At 60.8% G+C, this 24,926-nt stretch carries 31 protein-coding genes; 17 read left to right on the forward strand and 14 right to left on the reverse strand.

Features of this window, described 5'->3' with window-relative positions:
* Positions 1-11: 11 nt before the first annotated feature.
* The 4 genes from ACS3QZ_RS18935 to ACS3QZ_RS18950 all read right to left on the reverse strand — a co-directional run bounded on the left by ACS3QZ_RS18935 (position 12) and on the right by ACS3QZ_RS18950 (position 5,381).
* On the reverse strand, positions 12-1,493 hold the full coding sequence (locus ACS3QZ_RS18935) for an inorganic phosphate transporter (protein WP_456039218.1): 1,482 nt from the start codon (positions 1,491-1,493) through the stop codon (positions 12-14).
* Positions 1,494-1,581: 88 nt separating this feature from the next.
* A complete protein-coding gene (locus ACS3QZ_RS18940; RefSeq protein WP_456039219.1) occupies positions 1,582-2,040 on the reverse strand; it encodes an NUDIX hydrolase in 459 nt (152 codons plus the stop codon).
* A gap of 110 nt (positions 2,041-2,150) precedes the next feature.
* Positions 2,151-4,595, reverse strand: a complete 2,445-nt coding sequence (gene hrpB / locus ACS3QZ_RS18945) for an ATP-dependent helicase HrpB (RefSeq protein ID WP_456039220.1) — start codon at positions 4,593-4,595, stop codon at positions 2,151-2,153.
* 36 nt (positions 4,596-4,631) lie between these two features.
* Positions 4,632-5,381 carry a DUF3108 domain-containing protein gene (locus ACS3QZ_RS18950; RefSeq protein WP_456039221.1) on the reverse strand — a complete coding sequence of 250 codons (750 nt, stop codon included), beginning with the start codon at positions 5,379-5,381 and terminating at the stop codon, positions 4,632-4,634.
* 35 nt (positions 5,382-5,416) lie between these two features.
* Between ACS3QZ_RS18950 and meaB the strand changes: the two genes are divergently transcribed.
* From meaB to ACS3QZ_RS18970, 4 genes are all read left to right on the forward strand, one after another.
* Positions 5,417-6,400 (forward strand): methylmalonyl Co-A mutase-associated GTPase MeaB, encoded by a 984-nt coding sequence (meaB, locus tag ACS3QZ_RS18955; RefSeq protein WP_456039222.1) that lies wholly within the window; start codon positions 5,417-5,419, stop codon positions 6,398-6,400.
* Positions 6,401-6,569: 169 nt separating this feature from the next.
* On the forward strand, positions 6,570-6,860 hold the full coding sequence (gene rpmB, locus ACS3QZ_RS18960; protein WP_093095665.1) for a 50S ribosomal protein L28: 291 nt from the start codon (positions 6,570-6,572) through the stop codon (positions 6,858-6,860).
* Between the two features lie 105 nt (positions 6,861-6,965).
* Positions 6,966-7,313 carry a hypothetical protein gene (locus ACS3QZ_RS18965; protein ID WP_456039223.1) on the forward strand — a complete coding sequence of 116 codons (348 nt, stop codon included), beginning with the start codon at positions 6,966-6,968 and terminating at the stop codon, positions 7,311-7,313.
* 51 nt (positions 7,314-7,364) lie between these two features.
* Entirely contained in the window at positions 7,365-7,850 is a 486-nt protein-coding gene (locus tag ACS3QZ_RS18970; protein WP_456039224.1) for a copper chaperone PCu(A)C, read from the forward strand.
* Between the two features lie 132 nt (positions 7,851-7,982).
* On the opposite strand, the gene ACS3QZ_RS18975 is transcribed toward ACS3QZ_RS18970, so the two are convergent.
* Positions 7,983-8,684 carry an NAD-dependent deacylase gene (locus ACS3QZ_RS18975; protein ID WP_456039225.1) on the reverse strand — a complete coding sequence of 234 codons (702 nt, stop codon included), beginning with the start codon at positions 8,682-8,684 and terminating at the stop codon, positions 7,983-7,985.
* Positions 8,685-8,804: 120 nt separating this feature from the next.
* On the opposite strand from ACS3QZ_RS18975, the gene ACS3QZ_RS18980 reads away from it, so the two are divergent.
* On the forward strand, positions 8,805-9,239 hold the full coding sequence (locus tag ACS3QZ_RS18980) for a low molecular weight protein-tyrosine-phosphatase (RefSeq protein WP_093095674.1): 435 nt from the start codon (positions 8,805-8,807) through the stop codon (positions 9,237-9,239).
* Between the two features lie 73 nt (positions 9,240-9,312).
* On the opposite strand, the gene ACS3QZ_RS18985 is transcribed toward ACS3QZ_RS18980, so the two are convergent.
* The 3 genes from ACS3QZ_RS18985 to ACS3QZ_RS18995 form a co-directional block, all read right to left on the reverse strand.
* Positions 9,313-10,278, reverse strand: a complete 966-nt coding sequence (locus ACS3QZ_RS18985; protein WP_456039226.1) for a LysR family transcriptional regulator — start codon at positions 10,276-10,278, stop codon at positions 9,313-9,315.
* Between the two features lie 86 nt (positions 10,279-10,364).
* Positions 10,365-10,688: a hypothetical protein gene (locus ACS3QZ_RS18990; RefSeq protein WP_456039227.1), complete on the reverse strand. Its 324-nt coding sequence runs from the start codon at positions 10,686-10,688 to the stop codon at positions 10,365-10,367.
* A 105-nt stretch (positions 10,689-10,793) separates the two neighbouring features.
* The gene (locus ACS3QZ_RS18995) at positions 10,794-11,453 is read right to left on the reverse strand and encodes a hypothetical protein (protein WP_456039228.1); all 660 of its coding nucleotides are present in this window, start codon (positions 11,451-11,453) and stop codon (positions 10,794-10,796) included.
* Between the two features lie 129 nt (positions 11,454-11,582).
* On the opposite strand from ACS3QZ_RS18995, the gene ACS3QZ_RS19000 reads away from it, so the two are divergent.
* The 4 genes from ACS3QZ_RS19000 to ACS3QZ_RS19015 all read left to right on the forward strand — a co-directional run bounded on the left by ACS3QZ_RS19000 (position 11,583) and on the right by ACS3QZ_RS19015 (position 13,355).
* Positions 11,583-11,903: an antibiotic biosynthesis monooxygenase family protein gene (locus tag ACS3QZ_RS19000; protein WP_093095685.1), complete on the forward strand. Its 321-nt coding sequence runs from the start codon at positions 11,583-11,585 to the stop codon at positions 11,901-11,903.
* Between the two features lie 80 nt (positions 11,904-11,983).
* Positions 11,984-12,391 carry a universal stress protein gene (locus ACS3QZ_RS19005; RefSeq protein ID WP_456039229.1) on the forward strand — a complete coding sequence of 136 codons (408 nt, stop codon included), beginning with the start codon at positions 11,984-11,986 and terminating at the stop codon, positions 12,389-12,391.
* A 44-nt stretch (positions 12,392-12,435) separates the two neighbouring features.
* Positions 12,436-12,843, forward strand: coding sequence for a universal stress protein (locus ACS3QZ_RS19010; protein ID WP_456039230.1), 408 nt, complete (start codon positions 12,436-12,438; stop codon positions 12,841-12,843).
* Between the two features lie 11 nt (positions 12,844-12,854).
* Positions 12,855-13,355: a hypothetical protein gene (locus tag ACS3QZ_RS19015; protein ID WP_456039231.1), complete on the forward strand. Its 501-nt coding sequence runs from the start codon at positions 12,855-12,857 to the stop codon at positions 13,353-13,355.
* 5 nt (positions 13,356-13,360) lie between these two features.
* Here the strand turns inward: ACS3QZ_RS19015 and ACS3QZ_RS19020 are convergent, their stop codons facing one another.
* Entirely contained in the window at positions 13,361-14,146 is a 786-nt protein-coding gene (locus ACS3QZ_RS19020; RefSeq protein WP_456039232.1) for a formate/nitrite transporter family protein, read from the reverse strand.
* Positions 14,147-14,274: 128 nt separating this feature from the next.
* On the opposite strand from ACS3QZ_RS19020, the gene ACS3QZ_RS19025 reads away from it, so the two are divergent.
* The 4 genes from ACS3QZ_RS19025 (at position 14,275) to comE (ending at position 16,910) form a co-directional block, all read left to right on the forward strand.
* Positions 14,275-15,090 (forward strand): sugar phosphate isomerase/epimerase family protein, encoded by an 816-nt coding sequence (locus tag ACS3QZ_RS19025; protein ID WP_456039233.1) that lies wholly within the window; start codon positions 14,275-14,277, stop codon positions 15,088-15,090.
* A 144-nt stretch (positions 15,091-15,234) separates the two neighbouring features.
* Positions 15,235-15,792 (forward strand): hemerythrin domain-containing protein, encoded by a 558-nt coding sequence (locus ACS3QZ_RS19030; RefSeq protein WP_456039234.1) that lies wholly within the window; start codon positions 15,235-15,237, stop codon positions 15,790-15,792.
* 62 nt (positions 15,793-15,854) lie between these two features.
* The gene (locus ACS3QZ_RS19035; RefSeq protein ID WP_456039235.1) at positions 15,855-16,352 is read left to right on the forward strand and encodes a sulfopyruvate decarboxylase subunit alpha; all 498 of its coding nucleotides are present in this window, start codon (positions 15,855-15,857) and stop codon (positions 16,350-16,352) included.
* A 3-nt stretch (positions 16,353-16,355) separates the two neighbouring features.
* Positions 16,356-16,910, forward strand: coding sequence for a sulfopyruvate decarboxylase subunit beta (gene comE, locus ACS3QZ_RS19040; protein ID WP_456039236.1), 555 nt, complete (start codon positions 16,356-16,358; stop codon positions 16,908-16,910).
* A gap of 6 nt (positions 16,911-16,916) precedes the next feature.
* On the opposite strand, the gene ACS3QZ_RS19045 is transcribed toward comE, so the two are convergent.
* Positions 16,917-17,384, reverse strand: coding sequence for an aminoacyl-tRNA deacylase (locus ACS3QZ_RS19045; protein WP_456039237.1), 468 nt, complete (start codon positions 17,382-17,384; stop codon positions 16,917-16,919).
* 212 nt (positions 17,385-17,596) lie between these two features.
* On the opposite strand from ACS3QZ_RS19045, the gene ACS3QZ_RS19050 reads away from it, so the two are divergent.
* Positions 17,597-17,848, forward strand: coding sequence for a TFIIB-type zinc ribbon-containing protein (locus ACS3QZ_RS19050; protein ID WP_456039238.1), 252 nt, complete (start codon positions 17,597-17,599; stop codon positions 17,846-17,848).
* Positions 17,849-17,878: 30 nt separating this feature from the next.
* Here the strand turns inward: ACS3QZ_RS19050 and ACS3QZ_RS19055 are convergent, their stop codons facing one another.
* The 4 genes from ACS3QZ_RS19055 to uvrB all read right to left on the reverse strand — a co-directional run bounded on the left by ACS3QZ_RS19055 (position 17,879) and on the right by uvrB (position 21,340).
* The gene (locus tag ACS3QZ_RS19055) at positions 17,879-18,199 is read right to left on the reverse strand and encodes a hypothetical protein (protein ID WP_456039239.1); all 321 of its coding nucleotides are present in this window, start codon (positions 18,197-18,199) and stop codon (positions 17,879-17,881) included.
* Between the two features lie 196 nt (positions 18,200-18,395).
* Positions 18,396-18,860 (reverse strand): hypothetical protein, encoded by a 465-nt coding sequence (locus tag ACS3QZ_RS19060; protein WP_456039240.1) that lies wholly within the window; start codon positions 18,858-18,860, stop codon positions 18,396-18,398.
* 1 nt (position 18,861) lies between these two features.
* Positions 18,862-19,107, reverse strand: a complete 246-nt coding sequence (locus ACS3QZ_RS19065; protein WP_456039241.1) for an ECs_2282 family putative zinc-binding protein — start codon at positions 19,105-19,107, stop codon at positions 18,862-18,864.
* 46 nt (positions 19,108-19,153) lie between these two features.
* Positions 19,154-21,340: an excinuclease ABC subunit UvrB gene (gene uvrB / locus ACS3QZ_RS19070; protein ID WP_456039369.1), complete on the reverse strand. Its 2,187-nt coding sequence runs from the start codon at positions 21,338-21,340 to the stop codon at positions 19,154-19,156.
* A gap of 589 nt (positions 21,341-21,929) precedes the next feature.
* Here uvrB and ACS3QZ_RS19075 point away from each other — a divergent pair.
* The 3 genes from ACS3QZ_RS19075 to hpaD all read left to right on the forward strand — a co-directional run bounded on the left by ACS3QZ_RS19075 (position 21,930) and on the right by hpaD (position 24,896).
* A complete protein-coding gene (locus tag ACS3QZ_RS19075) occupies positions 21,930-22,241 on the forward strand; it encodes an ETC complex I subunit (RefSeq protein ID WP_456039242.1) in 312 nt (103 codons plus the stop codon).
* 212 nt (positions 22,242-22,453) lie between these two features.
* Positions 22,454-23,962 (forward strand): 5-carboxymethyl-2-hydroxymuconate semialdehyde dehydrogenase, encoded by a 1,509-nt coding sequence (gene hpaE / locus ACS3QZ_RS19080; protein WP_456039243.1) that lies wholly within the window; start codon positions 22,454-22,456, stop codon positions 23,960-23,962.
* A gap of 79 nt (positions 23,963-24,041) precedes the next feature.
* Entirely contained in the window at positions 24,042-24,896 is an 855-nt protein-coding gene (hpaD, locus tag ACS3QZ_RS19085) for a 3,4-dihydroxyphenylacetate 2,3-dioxygenase (RefSeq protein ID WP_456039244.1), read from the forward strand.
* Positions 24,897-24,926: the final 30 nt, after the last annotated feature.

Genomic DNA, 24,926 nt, shown 5'->3' on the forward strand with positions numbered 1-24,926 from the left:
GTGCCTGGTCTTCAGGAGACCAGGCTGTTCAGGACCAGGAAGATCACGGCCGACATCAAGGCGGCAGCGGGGACGGTGATGACCCAGGCGGCCACGATGGTCATGAAGTGTGAGCGGCGGACCAGCTTGCGCCGGCGACGCTCTTCGGGGGCGATGCGCTTGGCGGTGGGTCGTGTGGCGGCGCTTTTGCGCAGGCGGCGCTCGGCATGCCATTCGCGGAAGAAGCCCACCCCGAAAATACCCCCGACAGCAATGTGTGTCGAGGAGACCGGCAGACCCAGCCACGATGCCACGATCACCGTGATAGCCGCCGAAAGCGCCACGCAGTAGGCCCGCATCGGGTTGAGCTTGGTGATCTGCTCCCCCACCATGCGGATCAATTTGGGGCCAAACAGGAACAGGCCGAAGGAAATCCCCAGCGCGCCGATCACCATGACCCACATCGGGATCGCCACCTTGGCGGCGAAGTCTCCAAACTCTGATGCGTGCACGATAGCCGCAAGCGGGCCGACCGCGTTGGCAACATCGTTTGCGCCGTGGGCAAAGGACAGAAGGGCGGCAGAAAAGACCAGAGGCAGACCAAACAGCGCCTTGAGCGACTTGTTGCGGTTTTCCATACCTTCCGACTGTTTGCGGATCAGGGGCGCGGATACGACATATGTGATCGCACCGGCGGCAACCCCGATCAAAAGCGCGGTGGTCAGGTCAATCTTGACGATGCGCTTCAGGCCCTTGAGCGCAAGATAAGCGGCAAAGGCAGCAGCCATGATCCCCACGAGAACGGGCACCCAGCGGCGTGCTGCGGCGATCTTGTCTTCCTGGTAGATGATCTTGGCCTTGATGAAGGCGAGGAAAGCCGCCGCGATGATCCCGCCCAGCATGGGAGAAATGACCCAGCTCGCCGCGATCTTGCCCATGGTTGGCCAGCTGACAGCGGCAAATCCCGCCGCCGCGATACCTGCGCCCATGACGCCGCCGACCACCGAATGGGTGGTCGAGACCGGCGCGCCAACGAAAGTGGCAAGGTTCACCCACAGCGCCGAAGAAATCAGCGCGGCCATCATGGCCCACATGAAGATTTTTGCATCGGCAAAGCCGGCGGGGTCAATGATGCCCTTGGAAATGGTCGACACCACGTCGCCGCCCGCCAGAAGTGCGCCCGCACTTTCACACAGGGCCGCAATCACGATGGCGCCACCCATGGTCAACGCATTGGCGCCGACGGCAGGTCCCATGTTGTTGGCAACGTCATTGGCGCCGATATTGAGCGCCATGTAGGCGCCAAACCCGGCGGCGGCAACGACGACGAGGTTGGAGGGGAATGATCCGAAGAACAGGCTGGCGACGATGGCTGCCAGAACGATGAAGGCCAGCGCGATGCCAAGGCCGACCAGAGGCCGCGCCACATAGTTGGTGGCATATTCGACATGGGAAATGCGGTTGAGATCCTTGTCGAGCGTCGACCAGTTCTTTTGATTTGAGGATTCGGACATCTGTTCCCCCAGACAAACAGTTTGGCCGGGGGCTAACGGGGATTGAATGTGAAATCAACGGAGTTGTTACAATTCCGTTACCAGAGCGTCATATTTCCCGCAGTAGCTTTTGCAATCCGGGTTCATCGACAAGCTGGGCCGCTTCGTCCGGAGAGACCCACTTGCGGGTGCGCTCGTCGGATTCGGGAAATTCGTCCACCAGTTTTTCGACCTTGGTTTCATAAACCTGAACTTCAACGGGTACCTCGGCGCCGCCGTCCAGGCGCTTGTCGTATTCGTAGGTTCCAACAGCCGATGTGTTGACCTGGGCCTTCTTGACGCCAGCTTCTTCCCAGGCTTCCTGAAGAGCGCTTCCCGGGGCGTCCAGACCGTCGATCGGCCAGCCCTTGGGCAGCACCCAGCGTCCTGTGTCGCGGGACGTGATCAGCAGGACCTTGCGCTCTGTCTTGTTGCCACAAAAGCACAGGGCGGCGACCTGAAGCCGTTTGGGGCGTCGCAACAAGGGTGTGACCACGCTTGAAAGCGCGTTCTTGAGGGCATCCGTCATGGGTTTTGCTCTGCTCGTCCGTTTTTGTCTGTGCTTTGTATATACGTTAACGTGGCGAGGTTCAAGGCTTTGATTGGAAAATGTTGGCTTTTGTGTGAAAATGACCGAATTCAGCGGCGTCGGGTCTTGGCACGCAACGTCGGGGCGGCCTCGGTCGGATCCTCGGGCCACGGATGCTTGGGGTATTGCCCGCGCATATCCTTGCGCACATCCGCGTAGGAGCTTGCCCAGAAGCCGGGCAGATCCATGGTCGTCTGGACCGGGCGGCCCGCAGGCGACAGCAGCGTAACCCGTAACGGCGTGCGCCCCACACATGGATGCGTTTTCTGTCCGAACATTTCTTGCAGGCGCAGTGCGATTTCCGGGTGTTCGCCGGAATAGTCGATGGGTGTCTTGCGCCCGAGCGGGGTGGTGAAACTGGCCGGGGCCTCGCGGTCGAGCAGCTGCATTTGGTTCCAGTCAAGGCAGGCACGCAGCGGGTCGAGGAGATCGAACTTCTTCCAATCCTGCGCGGTGCGCACACCGCCGAGATGGGGCAGGAGCCAGTCCTCAATGGTTTCCATCAGTGCCGTGTCGGACATGTCAGGCAGATCGTGGCCTGCGTCGCGCACCAGCGCGACACGCGCGATGAAACGTCGCGCCGCGTCGGAGAAGGAAAAGCCGAGGTCGCGTACCCCGTCGAGCATCGCGGCGGCAATGGCGTCGGCGGGGGCGTCTTTCCAGATGCGATCATCGAGCGGCACCGCGCCGAGGCGCTCCTGAGCGCGGGCCACGACCCGGCGGTCACGTTTAGACCATTCGCAGGTTTCAACCCAGGAAATCTGATCGCTGAACAGGGCGCGGAGTTCGCCTTGGGTGATCTGGATGGCCTGACGGATACGGGCTTCGCGGGGATTGCCGTCGGTGTCGGTAACGACGATCAGCCGCGCACCGGCCATCGGGTCGGCCTCGTCCATCACGGCGCCCTTGCCACCCGAGAGGACAAAGCGGGGGGCGTCGCCCTTGCGGTGCCCGCCGATACGGTCGGGATAGGCCAGAGCCGTCATTTCCGCCGCGCTCCATCCGTCTTTGATGCGCGTGTTGGCGTTTTTGGCCAGGCGCTTGGCCTCTTCGCGGATCGTGGAGAGCGCGGTGCGGTTGACCTGCCAGGGGCGGCGTTGCGCAAAGCCTTTCGGGTCGTTCAGGGCCTCGAGGCGCAGGGCGAGGTCGACAGGGGCATTGCGTGAGAGCGGATCGCGGGCGGCGAGAAGCGCGGCAAGCGGCGCAGCCGCGGGTCCGGCGATGGTGAGCATATGGCCAAGGCGCGGATGGAGGGGGAAGCTTGCCAGGCTGCGGCCGTGATCGGTGATCCGGTTCTGGGCGTCGAGCGCCTCCAACATCCGCAACACGGCCTGCGCTTCGCCAAAGGTTCCGGAGTTGGGTTGGGTGAGAAAGGCCATGTCTTCGGGCCGGGCCCCCCAGAGCGCCAGTTCCAGCGCGAGGCCGGTGAGGTCGGCGGCTTCGATCTCGGCAGGCGGGAAGGCGAGCAGACTGCCTTCTTCGCCCTTGGTCCAGAGCCGGTAGCACACGCCTTCGGCCACACGGCCCGCGCGGCCCTGCCGTTGGGTAGCCTCGGCGCGGGTGACGCGTTCGGTGACAAGGCGGGACATGCCGGAGCCGGGATCAAACCGGGCGCGGCGCGCACGGCCTGCGTCAACGACCACGCGGATGTCCTGAATGGTGAGCGAGGTTTCCGCGATGGAGGTGGCGAGTACCACCTTGCGCCCCTGTTCGGCGGGGCGAATGGCGGATTGCTGGTCCTTGAACGGCATGGCGCCAAAGAGCGGACGGATCGCACAATTCGCGGGCAGACGCAGCTGTGCCGCTGTGCGGCGGATTTCGCCTTCGCCGGGCAGGAAGACGAGAACGCCGCCCTCGGTTTCCCTGACGGCTTTTTCGATAAGGCGCGCAGTGGCGGCTTCAAGACGGTCATCCTTGCGCATGGGAGTGTCGAGCCAGCGGGTTTCGACCGGAAAGGCGAGCCCCTCGGAGGTGATGACCGGGACATCGCCCATGAGTTGGGCGACGGGGGCGGCATCCAGCGTGGCCGACATGACCAAAAGCAAAAGGTCGTCGCGCAGGGCGTCCGCGATTTCCAAAGAAAGCGCCAGCCCGAGATCGGCATTGAGCGAGCGTTCGTGGAACTCATCGAAGATGACCGCGCCAATGCCGCTCAGTTCGGCATCGGACTGGATCATGCGGGTCAGTATGCCTTCGGTGACAACTTCGATACGGGTGGATTTGGAGATACGGCTTTCGCCCCGCACCCGGTAGCCCACGGTTTCCCCTGCACGTTCTCCCAGTGTCTGGGCCATGCGTTCGGCTGCGGCGCGGGCCGCCAGCCGACGCGGTTCCAGCATGACGATCCGGCCTTTGGTCAGCCCGGCCTCGAGCATGGCGAGCGGCACAACCGTGGTTTTGCCTGCACCGGGGGGCGCTTGCAGAACCGCACGTCCGCGGGCCTTGAGCGCCGCCAGCAGCGGCGGAAGGGCGTCATTTATGGGCAGGGTGGTCATGCGCCCCTTATCCGGCAAGGCATGCGCGAGGTCCAGTCAGTCCTGTCGATAGAGCGTGGCGCTGCCGTGGCGGGTTTTGACTCTAAGTTGGACCGCGCGCCATGTCGCGCCCGTGTTCCGGTAGGTCACGGAAATGGGCGAGGTCTTCATTTCGGCCAGTTCCTCGACGGAATAGCCGCCGATCCGGTCATAGCTGCCGGAACAGGTCACGTCGCCGTCGTCATTTGAGCGGTCCTTGAGCGTAATCCGCACGAGGCGGGTGCCGTCATACTGGGTTTGGGACAACTGGCAGAGCGCGCCCTCATTCTGATCCTGCAGGACCTGCCACATCAGCGTCATCGGGTCATGCGCGCCGCGCAAATCGCTTTCGGGGATTGGTGTGGCCGGATCCTGCACGCCCGCCACCTTGACAGGAAGTGTGCCGGAATATTCAAGCCGCGTTTCCGAGACGCGGCGGCCCGTGTCGATCGACCCGTCATAGGCGATGGGTCGATAGGTGCCTTGCGAAATGCGACCGTGCGATGAGACAGAGAAACGAATACGGCGCAACACGCCGGCAAGCCCAGTGGTACGAAAGCCGCCGGAGCCGGTGTAGGATGTTGCTCTCTCGGAAACGGTCAGGCGCAGTTCCCCGACCTTGAGGCCGAAAGCATGCACGGACCAGCCCTGCGTTTCGGCCAGAGAAGGGGTCGCGGCCATCACGGCTGCGGCACAGGGAAGCGCAAGCGCAGGAAATCGACGCGCGCGCCGGGGGCGGGCTGGACAAAGACGGCTGTGACGCGGCATGTACGCTTTCCAACAGGATCAGACAGGTTTGGGCCATGGATATCGCAGATTTGCGCGACAGGATATTGAAACAGGACCGCCGGGCACTGGCAAGGGCGATCACCCTTGTCGAAAGCGCGCGGGCCGACCATCGCGCGCATGCCGGGGAACTGCTCGAGTCCCTGCGGGGCAATGGCAAGCAGGCTTTGCGTATCGGTCTTTCCGGCACGCCCGGTGTCGGAAAATCCACCTTCATCGAGAGCTTTGGCATGATGCTGACCGCCAAGGGGCTCAAGGTGGCCGTGCTGGCGGTCGATCCGTCCTCGGCGCGTTCGGGCGGGTCGATCCTTGGGGACAAAACGCGGATGGAGCGATTGAGCCGTGATCCTAACGCGTTCATCCGCCCCTCGCCAAGCCAGTCGCATCTTGGTGGCGTGGCGCGGCGCACGCGCGAGGCGGTGGCGCTTTGCGAGGCGTTCGGGTTTGACGTGGTGCTGATCGAAACCGTGGGCGTGGGGCAATCAGAGACGGTTGTCGCGGAAATGTCCGACCTGTTCCTGTTGCTGCTGGCCCCGGCGGGTGGAGACGAGTTGCAGGGTGTGAAACGCGGGATCATGGAAATGGCCGATATCATCCTTGTGAACAAGGCCGATGGCGAGCTGAAATCCACGGCGATGCGCACATGTGCCGACTATGCCGGGGCGCTGCGCCTGTTGCGCAAACGCCCGCAGGATCCGGAAGGGTTCCCCAAGGCGATGACGGTGTCGGCGTTGCAGGAAGACGGGCTGGAAAAGAGCTGGGAAGAGATGACCGCGCTGACCGAGTGGCGGCGCGAAAGCGGGCATTGGGATATGCGGCGCAGCGCGCAGGCCGATTACTGGTTCCACGAAGAAGTGCGGCAGGGGGTACTGGCCTTGCTGGAAAGCGGTGACGTCAAGGCGGCAATCGACCAGCTTGGCGCACAGGTGAGCGCGGGCGAGGTGACGCCGTCCGCAGCGGCGGATCGCGTGCTGGGGATGCTTGACCTCAAGACCGGCTGAGCGGTGACGGGCTTTGTGAAGGCTCGCGTGAAAAGCTTTGCCTGAATCACTTGACGCCCCCCGTATTTCGGCCTAATGACCGCGAACGAAATTCCGGGCGCGGCCTTGGCGGCGCCCCTTTGCATTGACGGGGTCCGCTCCCCGTGGACCGAAAAACGAGGATGTACCCATGTCGCGCCGTTGCGAACTGACCGGAAAAGGCCCGATGACTGGCAACAATGTCAGCCACGCCAACAACAAAACCAAGCGTCGTTTCCTGCCCAACCTGAACGACGTGACCCTGCAGTCCGAGACCCTGGGTCGTGGCGTCAAGCTGCGCATCTCGGCGTCGGCGCTGCGCTCGGTGGACCACCGTGGCGGCTTGGACGCGTTCCTGGCAAAAGCCAAGGACGACGAACTGTCGGCCAACGCGCTGAAGGTCAAGAAAGAGATCGCCAAGGCACAGGCCGCAAACGCCTGATCCGATTGCGAAATTCGCTTTGAGAGACAGCCCTGTCCAGATCGGACGGGGCTGTTTCCTTTTGTCGCTATACAATTGGCGAAACCCGTGCCTATATGCGGCGTGATGTCAAAGCTGCGCGCATATCTGTCCGGCGTTCTGGTGCTGGTGCTGGTCCTGACGGGGCATAGCATGGCCATCGCGCGGGGCATGCCGGGCGCCGCAGGCTATGCTGAATACTGCATCAACGAATCCGCCGTCATGGTGCCCGTGGACAGCGAAGGCAACCCGACCGGCCCGGCGCATATCTGCCCTGATTTCAGTCTGTCCCTTCTGAATTGGGTCGAGATCGCGCCCGTGGTCGTGGTGCCTGTCACTGGCAATGCGAGTCGCATTGAAACCTGGCACCAAGCCTTGGTTCAGCCGATTCGGCTGGTCGTGGCATCTGCGCGCGCGCCGCCCGTTTTTTCGTAAGTCCCAAACCCAACCCGAAACTCACGATCAAAAACGGACTGGAGATTTCAGATGTCCTTCAAAACCCTGTCTTTTGCAGCCATTGCGGCTGCGGCCTTTGCCCTGCCTGCCTTTGCTGAAAGCATTATCGCGGTAGACGACCCTTATGCCCGCGTGTCGACCAAGATGTCGAAATCCGGGGCAGCCTTCATGATTATCGAAAACAGCGGCGACGAAGATGACCGCCTTGTTGATGCCCGCTCGGATGTTGCGAAGAAGGTCGAGCTTCACACCCACAAGGATGACGGCAATGGCAACATGTCCATGGTGCATGTCGAAGAGGGCTTCGCGATTCCGGCGGGTGGAAAGCACATGCTGATGCGCGGCGGCGACCATGTCATGTTCATGGGACTGAAACAGTCGCTCGACCACGGTGATGTCGTGACTGTCACGCTGGTCTTTGAAAAGGCCGGGGAAGTGACGCTGGAAGTGCCCGTCGATCTTGAGCGCAAGCCGATGCACGGCATGCAGCACGGCAAGATGAAACACGGCAGCTGACCGGTTCCGGGACGCTCCCGATTGCGTCCTCGGAGGAGCGTTCCGTCTCGGGCCACCCTGCGTGCAGGGTGGCCTTCGACGAAACGCGAAAAAGACGGACCCGTCGGGTCCGTTTTTTCATTACCGCGATGCCTAGCGGTGTCGATCCAGTTCGGACTCGACCCATCGCGGGACGGTTTCGGACGCCGGGCCGAAACAGGTTTCGGCAAAATCGGACACGGTGGCGGAGGGTTCAAGATTGATCTCGATCGTATGAGCGCCGTTGCGGGCGGCTTCCTGTACGAAAGCCGCAGCCGGGTAGACCTCGCCCGAGGTGCCAATGGATGCAAAAAGGTCGGCGGTGGCCAGATGCTCCCAGATCGTGTCCATGTGATAGGGGATTTCCCCGAACCAGACCACGTCGGGACGCGTCGCGGGGGCCTTGCAGGAGGGGCAGGGATCGTCCTTGTGCATCTCTGGTGGTGCGGTCCAGCGGGCGCCACAGGCCGCGCAGAGCGCACCCGCGAGTTCACCATGCATGTGCAACACGTGCCTTGACCCGGCCCGTTCGTGCAGGTTGTCGACATTCTGGGTGACGATCACCACTTCCGAGGGGTGGTCCCGTTCCAGGCGCGCCAGTGCCGTGTGCGCGGCATTCGGGCTGGCCCCGGCGGCGTTGGCCCGGCGCGCGTTGTAGAAGGATTGCACAAGATCGGGATTGCGGTGGAACCCTTCGGGTGTGGCGACATCTTCGAGATCGTAGCGGGTCCAGAGGCCGTCCTTGTCTCGAAAGGTGCCAAGGCCGCTTTCCGCGCTGATGCCCGCGCCGGTGAGGATGACGATCTTGCCAGTCATGAAATGCTCCCAGAGTGTTGGATCGCCCCAACCTTGCAGGACCGGGGCACAGCGGCAAGGGGTGCTTGACGTCTGTCGGAACGTGGCGGACATAGGGTTTTGGAAACAGGAGGTCGCGCCATGAAGGTTCTGTTCGTGTGTCTGGGCAATATCTGCCGGTCCCCGGCTGCGGAGGGTGTGTTCCGGGAGATGATGCCCGAAGCCGAAACCGACAGCGCGGGCACGGGGGGCTGGCATGTGGGCGAGCCACCTTATGGGCCGATGCAGGCGGCGGCCCGCGCGCGGGGCTATGACCTGTCCGACCTGAGGGCACGCCAGTTTCGCAGGGACGATTTCGAGACGTTCGATCTGATCATCGGGATGGATAGCGACAATATCGCCAACATGGAGCGCCTGCGTCCAAATGGGAACGAAACCCCGTTGGTGCTGTTCACGGATTATGCCCCCGACAGCGGGGCGCGCGAGGTGCCGGACCCTTATTACACCCGCGATTTTGACGGGGCGCTTGACCTTGTGGAGGAATGCGCAAGCGGTCTCAAGGCTGCCTTGTCCTGAGACCTGTTGCGGAGGCGCGGCCGCATTGAACATGGCGCGGGCGCGAATGGGTTTTGAATTCCGAAAAGTGAGCCTAGCGCTCGAGCACCCGGAACGTGCCGTCGAGCCAGGGAAAGCGCTCTACAGCCGGGGTGATCAATTCCTGACGGATCAGGCTGCGCATGGTTTGCGCGACATCGCGGGGCACCGTTTCGGCCCAATCCCGGCGAGCATAGAGCGAGATACGGCGGCTGAAGGGTTCAAACGGCAGAGGGTGGACCGAGACGCGTTCATGGAACCGGGACGCCCGCAGATAGCTGAGCGGGGTGGTGATGGCCCAGCCGATGCCGCGCGATACCATGGCCAGAAGGGTCGGGTTGGACCCGATTTCGAAGCGGTTGGGGAATTGCAGGTCGAGGCGTCTCAGGTGGGCTTCGATCTGGCGTGAAATCAGTTGTTGGTGGTCATAGCGAAGCAAGGGCAGCTCATCGAGCACGGCTTGCACGTCTTGCGCTGCGGCGGCGGCATCTGCCGGAACAACCAGTATGAAGGGATCGCGGGCAAGCGGGTATTCGGTAATGTCAGCATGAACTTCGCCCGCCGAGGCCGCGATTCCAAGGTGGAGGCTATTGTCGAGCAATGCCCGAGTGATCTCGTGGCTGGGGGCCGTGACCAGCGAAAACTGGCATTGCGACAGGGACTCGGCAAGGGTGGTGACAAGGCGCGGCGTAAGGTCGTTGTCGAAATCGTCGATGATGCCCATGTTGAGCTTGGTCAGGTGGGTCAGATCCATGACCGAAAGCTCGGATTGGGCAAGGCGCAACTGGGCAAGGACCGCGCTCGTGCGCGCCAGATATGCGCGGCCTGCCGTGGTCAGCTGCATGGGACGTTTGCCATGATCCAGAAGCGCCGTACCGACGGCTTTTTCCAGGTTGCGAATCTGCTGGGATACGGCAGGCTGGGACAGGCCGGTTGTCTCGGCAGCCTGTGCCACCGAGCCGGATGCCGCCAGCGCTTCGAACACTTCGAGGCCGCGTAGAGTGATGCCTTTCTTCAGCATGCAATGTCTCCGACAGATTTGCCTTTTGTGAAACTGGCGAGGGTCGACGTCAAGCCGGAACGCCGCAAGCTGCCGGCAGACAGGGCCTAACGCAGGTGCCCGCACGAGGCGGCGACGACCGTGCCGAATTCCTTGTAGCGGTTCCAGAACTGTTCATGCCCGCGCGTGTCCGACTGACGGATTTCCTGAGCTTTGTGCGGGTCGGAAAAAAACGAGGCCGCAAGGCGTTGATCGGCGCGGGACAGGTTCTGGTTGGCAACCTGTTGAATGCAGTTGCACATGGGGCGCGTCGCGGCCTCGCGATCAGAGCGCATGCACGCGCGACTGAGGATGCCGGCGTCGCTTTTGGATGGCATGAACGGGATTGCAATCGCGGTGATCGCGACCGCAAGAATCAAGGGTCTGGTCATGTCTGCCTCATGGTCTCAAGACCGGCGCCCGTGTTTTCACGGTGTCATCCGGAATTGTTTCGTGCGGCAGAGTATGGGCAATACGGGCGGGAATTTCAATTGGTCTCAGAATTGCAGCCAGATACCGATCTTGAACCGGGCCGGGCGGTCTGGCGACAGGATGACCGACGTGGTGAGGAAACTGCTCTTGCCGATCGCCTGGGCGTGAGTGGGCGTCATGGTAAAAATCGTCGGTTTTCCGGTTTCCTGTTCAGCAGTGAATTGCACCAGGATCTTGCTGTCCGCGCCAAGCGTGACCCCGAGCGTGGTTTCAAGTTTGCCGATGGCACGGCGCAGGCGGGGAAGATAGGTCAGGGTCGCATCTGCGGACATCCAGCCATGCCTGCCCAGCAGGGTCACATCGCGCCCCCAACTGATCCCGGGCCGCAAGGCGCCGTCCGTGCCCTGATAGGTCGCTTGAGAGCCCAGCCCGAACTCGACCGCGACCCTTGCCCGATCGTCGCGCCAGATGGAACGGCGGGCAAATGCGATGGCCTTGCCGTATCCAAGCGTGTCCGCGCCGATGTCGAGCCCGAGAGTCCAATCGTTGCGCGCCCCGTACTCATAATAAAGGGAGGTATAGCTTTGTTCGGCAAGCTGCGGGTCGGACGGGCTTTCAAGTGCGAGGGAGAGAAAATGCGTTCCGGGCGCACGCGGCCAGGGGCCAGCCAAAGCGGCGTCGGCAGCCAGGAACAGGCCTAGAATGCAGGTGATCGGACGGAACATGGGAGCCTCCGGTCAAGCATTTGGTGATCTTGATGAATATTGTGTTAACGCCATGCATCTCGATGGGGTGAAAACCGGTAGCCAGCGTGGCAAACGCTGGTCTAAGCTGGAACCATCAAGGAGGAACCGATGCCAAAGATTTCAAAAGACTCCAGCCTTCAAACGGTCATCACCACATTCGAGATGACACCCGGCACCTGTCAGGATCTGATGGATGCGCTGACAGACGCTTATGAGACCTTCATTTCAAAACAGCCCGGCTTTATTGCCGCCGGATTGCACGTGAATGATGCCCAGACCCGGATCGCCAATTACTCGCAATGGGAACGGCGAGAGGATTTTCAGGCGATGCTGCGCACCGACGAGATGCGCGAGCGCAATCGCAAGATCAACCTTCTGTGCCGCAGTTTCGAGCCTGTCATGTATGATGTGGTGGCCGCGTTCAATTGATCCGGCCCGCGGTGGACGTGATTTGAATCAAGGCCCTGTGCGTCAACCTGTCATAAGGTGAGGCAAAACAGGAGGTGTTGATGTATCGCCATATTCTGATCCCGGTATCCTTTGATGACGAGCGCAATGCCAGCGCATCGGTCGACGTCGCGCGCCAGCTCTGCGACGCTGATACGCGCGTGACCTTGCTGCATGTGATGGAGCAGATACCGAGCTATGCCATCAATTATATCCCGGAAGGGTTTCACGAAAAGGCCAAGGCCGCGATTGCCGAGAGCCTCGTGACCCTTGCAGGGGATTTGCCGGATGCACACGCAGAAGTGATTGACGGCCATTCCGCTCGGTCGATTCTCGACTGGTCCGAGCAGAACGGTGTGGATTGCATCGTGATCGCATCGCATCGGCCCGGGCTGCAGGACTATTTTCTGGGCAGCACTGCAGCGCAGGTTGTGCGCCATGCGCGTTGCTCGGTTCACGTGCTGCGCTAGGGCGTGCCGCACGACTCTCATTCACGACTTAAGGAGCGAGAAAAATGTACAAAAACATCCTGGTGCCAGTGGCATCTGACCATGATCCAAAGACAGATCGTGCCACAAAAGTGGCCCGTCTTTTGAAAGACGACGGGGGCAAAATCACGGTTCTGACCGTGGTAGAGGCCCTGCCGGAATTCATTTTGACCCAGCTTCCTGCAGGCCAATTGGAAAAAAACCGCAAAGAGATGGAGGCAGGACTCGCCGAAGATTTCAATGAGGCCGATGACATAGAGATCGTGGTGATTTCGGGCCATGCCGGGCGCACGATCGTTGACTATGCCCGGGAGCGGGGGATTGACTGTATCGTGATGAACTCGCATCGTCCGGATCTGTCGGATTATTTCCTGGGCAGCACTGCGGCGCGCGTCGTGCGCCACGCGCAATGTGCCGTTCATGTTTTGAGGTAAGGAGTTTGTGGATGCGGACCGCAATTGCAGGTGTCACTTTGTCGGTGGGGCTGATCATTGCCGGGATGTCCTCAGCAGAGGAACAGAACGGGATTGGCTTCTCGCAGGCGCAGACCCAGCGGGCCGTGTCCACCTTCAATGATGGTGCCAAGGGCTGCATGGCGGCGCCGGTGGCGTATCGCGTTGACTGCTTTCAGCAGGTCTTTGGGCAGACCGCGCGCGTGATCAGTAAGGCGTCGGCTTATTGGGAGGCCGAGGTGGCGCTCACGCGGGTTAACCGCAACCTCTATACTTTTGTCCGCAATCACACCGACAAGAATGCAGGCCGGGAGCGGATCAACGGCGCGCGTGTCAAGGCGGTGACGAAAGAGTCGTTGCCCGAGGCGCGCGCGGTTTTTGAGAAAAGCATTGATCAGGCCGTCGTGATCCTGCAAGGCAGCACGGCGTCTGAAACCAAGTATTTCGCGCCGATTGCCGAGGCCGTTGCCGGCGTGAGAGACGCGCTGGACTGATCGGTTCAGCGGGTACGCAGGTAGGCGTACCGATAGGCCAGTGCCACACCGCCCGCCCCGCCCAGAATATTTCCCAAAGTTACCCAGAGAAGGTTGGAAAACACCGCCGAGGGCGCGATGGCTGCACCGGCCAGCATGGCTTGTGGCAGCAGGTACATATTGGCCACCGAGTGCTCGAAACCGAGCAGCACGAAGGCGCTGATCGGCCAGAGAATGGCGAGGATCTTGCCTGCCGCAGTGCGGGCCGCAAAGGTCAGCCACACCGCGAGGCAGACAAGGGCGTTGCACAATACGCCGCGCATGAGGGCTTCGAGCGGTGAGAGGGATGTCTTGGCCCGGCCGATGGCTTGAGCGGTGTCGCCCATCGGCCCGTCCAGCAGGCCAGTCGCTGCCATGGCGCCCGCGAGCGCGAGCGAGCCAATGGCGTTGCCCAGAAAGACCAGTCCCCAGTTGCGCAAAAGCTGTGCCGGGCTGATGCGTCGGTCCACGGCGGCCATTGTCATGAGCGCGTTGCCCGTAAACAGCTCTGCGCCACCCACGATCACGAGGATCAGTCCGAGAGAAAACACGCTGCCCCCCAAGAAACGCGCTGGTCCAAAACCGGGGTCCACGCCGGTCATGACCATGGTGAAGGCCGCGCCGCCAAAGCCGATGAACACCCCGGCAAGCACCGCAAGAGTTACGGTTTGGGCCAGAGAAAGATGGGCCTTGGCGACCCCGGCCTCTTCGACAAGGCGGGCCATTTCGGCGGGTTTGTAGGCATCAAGTCCGGTTGGGTTTGGCTGGGTCATGGGGTCGAGGTCCGGCTGGTATGGTCCTGATGAGACTACAGGATTTGCGGGCCACGCCAAGCATGGGGTTGTCAAAGGTGTCAGCGGGGAAGAGACTGAGGCAACAGGTTTGGGTATGAGGTAGCGTGATGGCTGAACTTCCCGTGGTGGGCGCACAGTTGACGGTTCTGGATATCGACAAGCACCGCGACTGGTTATTCGAGAAAAACCGGGACCTTGAATTGCCGGAATTCTGCATGGCCGACATCCTGCGGGCACCGGGTGCCTTTGTCGATATGGCCAAGGACAAGCTTGATGGCTGGAAAGGGCGTCTGGGCATTCACGGACCCTTTGCCGGGTTTGAACTGGACACCAAGGACCGTGACATGCGCGCCGTGGTGCAGACGCGCCTTGATCAGGCGCTGGATGTGTGCGCGGCGCTGGACGCCAGGCAAATGGTGCTGCATTCGCCGTTCGACCTGTGGGATGTGCATAATTTTGGAAATGGTCCCAAGGATTTGGACAAGCGTGTCACGCAGATCATGGAAACGCTTGGGCCTGCGTTGCGGCGGGCCGAAGCGCTGGGCGTGATGCTGGTTCTGGAAAACATCAAGGACGTGGACCCGGCCCATCGCGCTGCCGTTGTTGACGCGGCAGGGAGCGCGGCTCTACGGCTTTCGGTGGATACGGGGCACGCAAACTGGGCGCATGTGATGGCCGGGGCCCCGGCGGTGGACCGGTTCATAACGCAAGCCGGAGACATGCTGAGCCATGTGCACCTGCAGGATACGGATGGCTATGCCGACCGACATTGGCCGCTGGGGCAGGGCACGATTGCATGGCACGGGGTGTTCGAGGCGCTCAGGCGCTGCAAGTCGGACCCGCATCTGATCGTGGAGATCAACGATTTCGACAGGGTACAGGAGAGCGTTGCGCATCTGGAAAGCCTTGGATTGGCACAATAGTAATCATGAGGGGTTAACCGTCTGGGAGAAAACAAAAAACCCATTCGGTATTACGTCGGTATCACGTCGGTATCGGATTGGTGGATTGGCAGATTAATACGGCGCGCGCTTGAGTTGGGGCGCCTTAACACCTAGTTCGTTGTCATGACCCAGGACCTGACCCTTGGCGTGCGCGCCGGATTGCCTGACGCGCTGCGCGTTCTTGTCGAAGAGCTGCCCCGCGAAAGCTGGGAGTCGCACTCGGAGTTCGGTGGCATGGTGCAGTTCTGGCTGGACCGTCACCTGATGTTCCGTCGTCTGTTGGCGGCGCTGGAAGATGATGTGCAGGCGGTGCTTGACCGCCAGATGGCGTTCGAAAGCTATGCCCCCCGGCTGTCGCGCTTTGGGGGCATGTTACTGAACCAGCTGCACGGGCATCACCAGATCGAGGACATGCATTATTTTCCCCAGCTCGTGCAGCTCGATGCGCGGGTTGCACGCGGGTTTGACCTTTTGGAGGCCGATCACGGCGCCATGGACGGGCTGCTGAACGGGCTGGCCGAGGGGGCAAACGCGGTGCTTGGGGCCAAGGCGGACGGGCGCGAGCGGGCCGGAGAATTTGCGCAGACGCTGGCGGGGTTCCACGGGCTGCTGGATCGTCACCTTGTCGACGAGGAAGAGATCATCGTGCCGGTCATTCTCAACAGCGGGTTTGCCGGGTAGGCGGCAGAGCTTGCCCCGGGGGCGGGATTGCGCCACGCTGCGATCAGAGCGGGGAGGCGATCTTGGATATCAATACGCAAATCGTGAATGATCTGATCGGGGCCAACGTTGGGTTTGTCACCACCGTGCCCTGCAAGCAATTGGCCGGGGTGATTGACGTTGTCGAGGCGCACCCGGATATCCTGCACGTGCCGTCGAACAAGGAAGACGAGGGGATGGGGCTTTGCGCCGGGGCATGGATGGGCGGCACGCGGTCGGCCATCATCATGCAGAACACCGCCATTGGCGTGACGATCAATGCGCTGGCGACCCTGATCCAGTATTACCGGATGCCGCTGCCCATGCTGATCTCCTATCGCGGAGAGCTGGGCGAGCCGGTGGCTTGCCAGGTGGAGATGGCGGTACATACCAAGGCGCTGCTCGCGCAGTTGAACATCCCGACCTATCATTTCCACCGCGAGGCGGATGTCGGGGAGCTGCCGCAGATTCTTGAGTATACCTACATGTGCAACAAGCCCGTCGCGGTGCTGATGGATGCCACGTTCTGGAAGGGGTATTGAGCCATGATCCGTTTCGAGATGCTTCAGGACATCCTGCCCGTGATCCGCGATCAGCTGGTGGTATGCAATATCGGGATCCCGTCGCAGGAGCTTTTTGCGCTGGATGACCAGCCAAGCAATTTCTACATGCTGGGCACGATGGGGCTGGCGAGTTCGATCGGGTTGGGGCTTGCCCTTGTGCAGGACAAGAAGGTGGTGGTGATCGACGGGGACGGGTCCGTTCTCACCAATCTTGGCACCCTGCCGACCATCGGGAACAACCCCCGTGGCAATTACGTGCTGTTGATCGTGGACAACGGGTCCTACGGGTCGACTGGGGATCAGCCGACCTATGCCGGGAAAAAAACCTCGCTGGCCGAGGTGGCGCGGGCCTGTGGGTGTGACAAGGTGGTGGAATGCAGCGCGGAAGACACCCGTGCCGCGCTGGAAGACGCGCTGGCGGGGGACGCGATGACGGTGATCGTCAGCAAGTGTGAGAGCGGCAACAAGAAGATGCCGGTGATTACGATGGACCCGGTCGCGATACGCGACCGGTTCATGAAGACGGTGGCCGGTTAGGGCGCTTTAGTGGCAGCTGAACGAGCCGAGCTTGGCGTCGCTCATCAGGCGGTCGAAATGGTGGCCTGACATGTGCACGAGCGTGCGGTGGTCGCCGGCCTCGAACCAGACCTCGTCGAGCCCCATCATGGATTTGTCGAGCACTGTGGGAATGCCATAGGCCACGCCCACGGGCGGCGCGGCGCCGATTTCGCAATCCTCGAACACTTCGGCCAGCTCCTCTTCGGGGGCGAGGCCAAGGCGGCGGTTCATCATTTGTTGCAACTGGTGCAGGTCGACGTGCAGGTGGCTGGGGATGACGGCGGCAAAGGGGCCTTCCTCCATGTGGATCAGCACGGTCTTGGCAAGGTGATCGCCGGGCACATGCGCCTGTTCGGCGGTTTCGCTTGCGGTCGCCGTATAGGGGTGCGGAAGCATGTCGAAGGGAAAGCCATGGGCGTCGAGGTGATGCTTGAGGCGGGATGCAATGGGCATGGTGTCCTCCAGAGACGGAGGGCGCCGCGGCCGCGTTCTGATGCCTGTTTTTCATGGGCGCAACCGGAGCGCCCCTTGGGTTTCGTGATGGGCGAAGTGTGACACCGAACGGGTGAGTCGGGCAAGAGTGGCCGGGGTCTACGCAGTTTTGCGGATGAAAGCGGGCGGAGAAACGCCCATGTTGATGGGGAACAGAAAAGGAGGAGATGCTTATGAAATGCCCCGTGGATGGTGCAACGCTGGTGATTGCGGACCGTAACGGCGTCGAGATCGACTATTGCCCGGAATGCCGGGGCGTGTGGCTGGATCGCGGCGAGTTGGACAAGATCATCGAGCGCTCGGGGGAGTTTGCTGCGCCTCCGCCACCGCGTGAGCATCGGGACGAGTACCGCGAAGAATATCGCGGGAAACCGCGCAAGAAGAAAAAGATGGGCGGGTTTCTCGAAGACATCTTTGATTTTTGAGGGAAGGGCGCCGGGGGGCGCCCTTTTAGTTCAGACGACGCTGGACATCATCGCAAAGAGCAGCAGTGCGGCGGGGGTGAGGGCGAGGCCAAGCGCCCATTTCAGCGCCTTGTTGTTGAGCGCCATGATCAGGGCGGGGATCACGAAAAGCGCGGTGATGCCGATCCCGATGGTCATGAACCCAAGCGCCATGCCCCGCCCCGCCGCGTCCATCGAGGCGTTGACGGTGTCGATCCATGCCCATGTGAAGAGGATCACGTAGGCAAGGGTAAGGGCGAAGACGGCTCGGCGCATGGGGGGCAGGGTAGTCGGTTTTGCGGTTTGTGTCGACCGGGCGGCGATTTCAGCCAAGCGACATGCATGGCATTTCGCGATAGGGACGCTCCTGTGCCGGGTTTGTGTCGTGAGGTGGTCTCTCCATTCTCACCAATGCATGATGCAAAGCATCATGCACGCGCCCGACCCGCCCCCATGGGCGGGCGCGTTCCGCACCCACCCTCGGGTCGGGCGCGTGGGGTGCGTTGATGGCTTAACTTGGAATGCTGATTTAGAGCGTGACTTCAACTCTCTTAACGCGACTCTTTCCCGAAGGATCGTCCCACTTTATTAATATTTCTTCTTTTGCAGCGGAACCCAAATGAACAAATGCATTGATGTCCACGCTTGCGCCTTTCTCCATAACCTTGAGGGGAAGCTTTGCTTCCAACCATTTTTTCGATAACATACTGCCTTCGGACAAAACAATTTCTACATCCACGTTGCATGCATCGGCAGGCCCAGTGTTAAAGATGCGAAGTTTCCAATTATTTTTGGATGACGAATAGAGGCGTGCTGATACGTTCGCTTCTTTGGAAGCTCGTTCAATGTTTTCAAACTCCGCCAGTTGTCGTCGAACAAGTTCGACTTCTCTATCGGTCAAGCGTTCCTGTGATTTTTGACCCTTTCTTGTTTGCCAAATTGCTACAAAGGACAGCAGCAAGGCACCTAGGGCAATGTAGTCGCTGGATTCCATTTTAGTTTTTGAACATCTTAGCAATGTCCTTTTTTATGTCCGAAACTATTTCAGCTTTCATTTCTTCGACGGCGGCCTCTATTCTCTCAGAATTTGAGTCTCTAATATCAGCGTAGGAGAATTCCGCTTCACATGATCTGCATTGGTATTGGCTGTGTACGGTTTCAGACTGATCTAAACAGACTAATTCGTCGGAGGCACAGGTGGGGCAAAGCAGAGTTACGTTTCTATCATAGTCATTTTTCACGAGTGATTCTCCTTTAGGTGGAGCGTACCATAGAGATTACCTGTAGTCACCGCCCCCGCCTCTTCACATTCCCCCCACGCTGCCCAGCCCGCCCAGCCGTTGACCGCCCCTTGGCGCCCACGGCTTTCTCCGCCGCGGCCTCAACCGCGTATTGACGCGCCATTGGGTCGTCGGCGACGGCCAGATCGACCGCTTCCAACCGCTTGATCTCGTCGCGCAAACGCGCGGCCTCTTCGAACTCCAAATTCTCCGCCGCCTTGCGCATGTCGGTGCGCAACCCGTCCAAAACAGCTTCCAAGTTCCCGCCATGCAGGGGTTTGTCGATCTTGGCGGTCACGCGGTTCATGTCGGTGTCGCCCTGATACAGCCCGGCCAGAACGTCCTCGACGTTTTTCTTCACCGTTTCCGGCGTGATGCCGTGTTCCTCGTTATAGGCGATCTGTTTGGCGCGGCGGCGGTTGGTTTCGCCAAGGGCGCGTTCCATCGAACCCGTGATGCGGTCGGCATACATGATGACCCGGCCTTCGGCGTTGCGCGCCGCGCGGCCGATGGTTTGCACAAGCGAGGTTTCGGAGCGCAGGAAGCCTTCTTTATCCGCATCGAGAATGGCGACGAGGCCGCATTCGGGGATGTCGAGCCCTTCGCGCAAGAGGTTGATACCGACCAGCACGTCAAACGCGCCAAGGCGCAGGTCGCGCAGGATCTCGATACGTTCCAGCGTGTCGATGTCGGAATGCATGTAGCGCACCTTGATGCCCTGTTCGTGCATGTATTCGGTGAGGTCTTCGGCCATACGCTTGGTGAGCGTTGTCACCAGCGTGCGGAAGCCGTTGGCAGAGACCTTGCGCACCTCGTCAAGGAGGTCGTCGACCTGCATTTCCACGGGGCGGATTTCGACCTCGGGGTCCAAGAGGCCGGTGGGGCGGATGACCTGTTCGACAAAGACGCCGCCGGACTGGTCGATCTCCCAACTGGCAGGGGTGGCGGAAACAAAGACGGATTGCGGTCGCATGGCGTCCCATTCCTCGAATTTGAGGGGGCGGTTGTCCATGCAGGAGGGCAGGCGGAAGCCGTGTTCGGCCAGCGTGAACTTGCGGCGATAGTCGCCTTTGTACATGCCGCCGATCTGGGGGACCGAAACGTGGGATTCATCGGCAAAGACAATCGCGTTGTCCGGGATGAATTCAAACAGGGTGGGGGGCGGCTCGCCCGGCGCGCGCCCCGTGAGATAGCGGGAATAGTTCTCGATCCCGTTGCAGACGCCGGTGGCTTCGAGCATTTCGAGGTCAAAGTTGGTGCGCTGTTCAAGGCGCTGGGCTTCGAGCAGCTTGCCTTCGTTCACCAATTGGTCGAGCCGGGTGCGCAGTTCCTTGCGGATGTTGATGATCGCCTGCTGCATGGTGGGCTTGGGCGTGACGTAGTGCGAGTTGGCGTAGACGCGGATCTGGTCGAACGTGTCGGTTTTCTCGCCCGTGAGGGGATCAAATTCGGTGATGCTTTCCAGTTCTTCGCCAAAGAAGGAAAGCTTCCAGGCGCGGTCTTCGAGGTGGGCGGGGAAAATCTCGAGGCTGTCGCCGCGCACCCGGAACGAGCCGCGCTGAAACGCCTGATCATTGCGGCGGTATTGCTGCGCAACGAGGTCGGCCATGACCTTGCGCTGGTCATACTCATTTCCGGTCTTGAGATCGAGCGTCATGGCGCCGTAGGTCTCGACCGAGCCGATCCCGTAGATGCACGAGACCGAGGCGACGATGATCACGTCATCTCGTTCCAGAAGCGCGCGGGTGGCGGAGTGGCGCATCCGGTCGATCTGTTCGTTGATCTGGGATTCCTTTTCTATGTAGGTGTCCGAGCGCGGGACATAGGCCTCGGGCTGGTAGTAGTCATAGAAGCTGACAAAATACTCGACCGCGTTGTCGGGGAAGAAGCCCTTCATCTCGCCGTAAAGCTGGGCCGCCAGTGTCTTGTTCGGAGCAAGGATGATGGCGGGGCGCTGGGTCGCCTCGATCACCTTGGCCATGGTAAAGGTCTTGCCCGTGCCGGTCGCGCCCAGAAGCACCTGGTTGCGCTCGCCATCCAGAACACCGGCTGTCAGTTCCTTGATCGCGGTGGGCTGGTCCCCGGCGGGGGAAAAATCGGTCTGCATGACAATGCGCTTGCCACCCTCGAGCTTGGGGCGGTTTTTCACATCCGGCGCGGGGGTGTTCAGGATCGGGGCGTCGGCGGCGTCCATCATCGGAGATTCCTTTCGCTTGGCCCTAGATTTGATCTCTTTTTGTTCTGGTTCAAGGGGGATTTGCCCGACAGGCTCTTGGGCGCTCTGAACCGTGATTGTTTGCATGCAAAAGATTCGTCTGAGGTGATGCTTTTAGGCGTCAATTCACGTGGCGGCACGCCCTGCAAAATAGTTGCATTGTGCACTTGCGGCAATTGAGCAACATTTGGGTGGACGTTCAGGGCCGTTTCGGACCTAAAATGACGTAAGGTAAGCCGGATTTCTCACGAATTGGTCAACATTAATGGCCGGTTTTGAAGTTTTTGAAAAGCTTGCGGGTGGTTGGGGTAATTTTCTTCTGACGGTCTTGCGTCGCATACGCAGAAATGGGTAGTCTCGTCAGTGCAAGCAGTGCGACAGGATTGCCGGTACAGGCCGCATTACACCCCTCGCTCCCCGTGGTTTGGTTGGCGTTCCGCACTGCTTGCAAGCTTTCCATCGCCAAGTTGGTTCAAAGATTGTGCAGTTGCGGCAAAGCGACCCGCAAACTGCCCCTTGCCGCAGCGCGTGGAATCCGGGATAAAGCGCCAGAAGCAAGGAGATTGCGATGATTGCGCGTATCTATCAGCCAGCCCGCACCGCCATGTCGTCGGGCACCGCAAAAACAAAGACCTGGATACTGGAATACGGGCCCTCGGAAGCACGCGACATTGACCCCTTGATGGGCTGGACCGGATCGGGAGACACCCAAAGCCAGGTCAAGATGCGCTTTGCCACAAAAGAAGCCGCCGTCGAATACGCGCGCGAAAAAGGTATCGAGGCGCAGGTGATGGAGCCTCAGAAGCGCAAGGCCAATATCCGCCCCGGTGGATATGGCGAAAACTTCGCAACGAACCGCAAGGGTCCGTGGACGCACTGAGATTTCAGAAAACCTCTGAGTTCAATGGCCTGCCGCTTGCGGTGGGCCTTTTTGATTCCTGGTGCGGTGTCGCCGGAAATGCTGCTTTGTAAAGGGTTTGAGCAGGCAAGTCAGCTGCACCGTTGACAGGTCTTTCCAAAAATGCTTAACATGACAACAATTATCGGACGCAGCCGTCCGGTGCTGGTAATGTCAAGCAGAGGGAGGGGGCCATGGCCGTCCTTGAGCAGAATGTCGACAAGCTGCAAGGTTATCTCGCGCGGTTTCGTGAAGGTGGAATTGCGAACCGGATCGCGGGCGCGGATCGCGCCGGAGGGGCGGGGGTGTTCCAGACATGCTCTCCGGTCGACCGGTCGGTGATCTGCGATGTGGCACATGGCACGCGTGACGACATCGACGCCGCTGCGCAGGCCGCCTCGGACGCTTTTGCCGATTGGCGCGACATGCCCGCGACCGAGCGGCGCAAGATCCTGATCAATGTGGCCGAGGCGATCGAGGCGCGCGCCGAAGAAATCGCGCTGTGTGAATGCTGGGATACCGGCCAGACCCTGCGCTTCATGTCCAAGGCGGCGTTGCGGGGGGCAGAGAATTTTCGCTATTTCGCGGATCAGGTGGTGCAGGCGCGGGATGGCCAACACCTCAAAAGCCCGACCCTGATGAACATCACCACGCGCGTGCCGATTGGCCCGGTCGGGGTGATCACGCCATGGAACACGCCGTTCATGCTATCCACGTGGAAGATCGCACCGGCCCTCGCGGCGGGCTGTACCGTGGTGCACAAACCGGCCGAAGCCAGCCCGCTGACCGCGCGACTTTTGGTCGAGATCGCCGAAGAGGCAGGGTTGCCGCCGGGGGTGCTCAATACCGTCAACGGGTTTGGTGAAGAGGCGGGCAAGGCGCTCACCGAACATCCGCTGATCAAGGCGATTGCCTTTGTCGGTGAAAGCCGCACAGGGAGCATCATCACCAAGCAGGGGGCGGATACGCTCAAGCGGATGCACCTTGAACTGGGGGGCAAGAACCCGGTGATCGTGTTCGACGATGCCGATCTTGAACGCGCGCTGGATGCGGTGATCTTCATGATCTACTCGATCAACGGCGAACGCTGCACCTCGTCTTCGCGCCTCTTGGTGCAGGACACGATCAAGGAAGAATTCGAAGCGCGCCTGATCGAACGGGTGAACAACATCAAGGTTGGCCATCCGCTGGATCCGGCGACGGAAATCGGGCCGCTTGTGACCGAGGAACACTTCAACAAGGTCACCTCCTATTTCGATATCGCGAAACAGGATGGCGCCACGGTTGCGGCGGGTGGCGAGACCGTTGGCGATGCGGGCTACTTCGTGCGCCCGACGCTTTTCACCAATGCGGCCAATGATATGCGCATCGCACAGGAAGAGATCTTCGGTCCGGTGCTCACTTCGATCCCGTTCTCGACCGAGGAAGAGGCTCTGGCGATGGCCAATGACACGGCCTATGGGCTGACCGGCTATCTCTGGACCAATGACCTCACCCGCGCGCTGCGATTCACGGACAAGCTCGAGGCCGGGATGATCTGGGTCAACAGCGAGAATGTCCGCCACCTGCCCACGCCCTTTGGCGGGGTCAAGGCGTCCGGGATCGGGCGTGATGGGGGCGACTGGTCGTTTGAGTTTTACATGGAGCAAAAGCACGTGGGCTTTGCCACCGGGGCGCACAAGATCATGCGTCTGGGGGCCTGACATCTTCCTTTTGCCAGAAATATCCCGGGGAGTGTGAGGGGCTGGCCCCTCACCCCCGCCATCGCCAAGGGAGGAACAGATGGGTGAAATCGTACTGGCTGCCAAGATGACACATGTCCCCACCATGCTCATGTCCGAGCAGGAGGGACCGGTCAAGGGCAAGCGGCAGGCCGCCATTGACGGGCACCGCGAAATTGCGCGCCGCGCCAAGGCGTTGGGGGCGGACACGGTGGTGATCTGTGACACGCATTGGGTGATCAATGCCGGGTTCCACATCAATGCCAACACACGGTTCGAGGGGCTGTTCACGTCCAACGAGTTCCCGCAGTTCATTCAGAACCTGCCCTATGGCTATGACGGCAACCCGGAGTTGGGGGCCGCGATCGCCAAAAAGGCTAGTGACATGGGGGCTTACACGCTGGCGCATCATCTGGACTCGCTGGAGTTGGAATACGGAACGCTGGTGCCGATGCGGTTCATGAGCCGCGAGCATGACATGAAGGTGGTCAGCGTCGCAGCCTGGGCCACGGTGCATGATCATCAGGAGAGCCGCATCGTGGGCGAGGCGATCCGCAAGGCAGTGGAAGAGAGTGACAGCAAGGTACTGCTTGTGGCGTCGGGGTCATTGTCCCACAAGATATGGGCCAACAAGGACTATGCCGCCAACAATGGCACCTTCACGATTTCCAGCGAGTTCAATCGCCAGATGGACCTGCATGTGCTGGATATGTGGCAGCGCGGGGATCATGCGACCTTCCTCAAGATGCTGCCGGAATACGCGCAGTATTGCTGTGGAGAAGGGTCGATGCATGACACGGCGATGCTTTATGGCGCGCTGGGCTGGGACAGTTATGACGCCAAATGCGAGGTCGTGACCGAGTATTTCCCAAGCTCGGGCACCGGGCAGACCAACGTGATCTTCCCAGTGCAGTGACCCCGGAAAACCCGCGTCGGTATCACGTCG

The sequence above is a fragment of the Shimia sp. W99 genome, assembly GCF_053851455.3.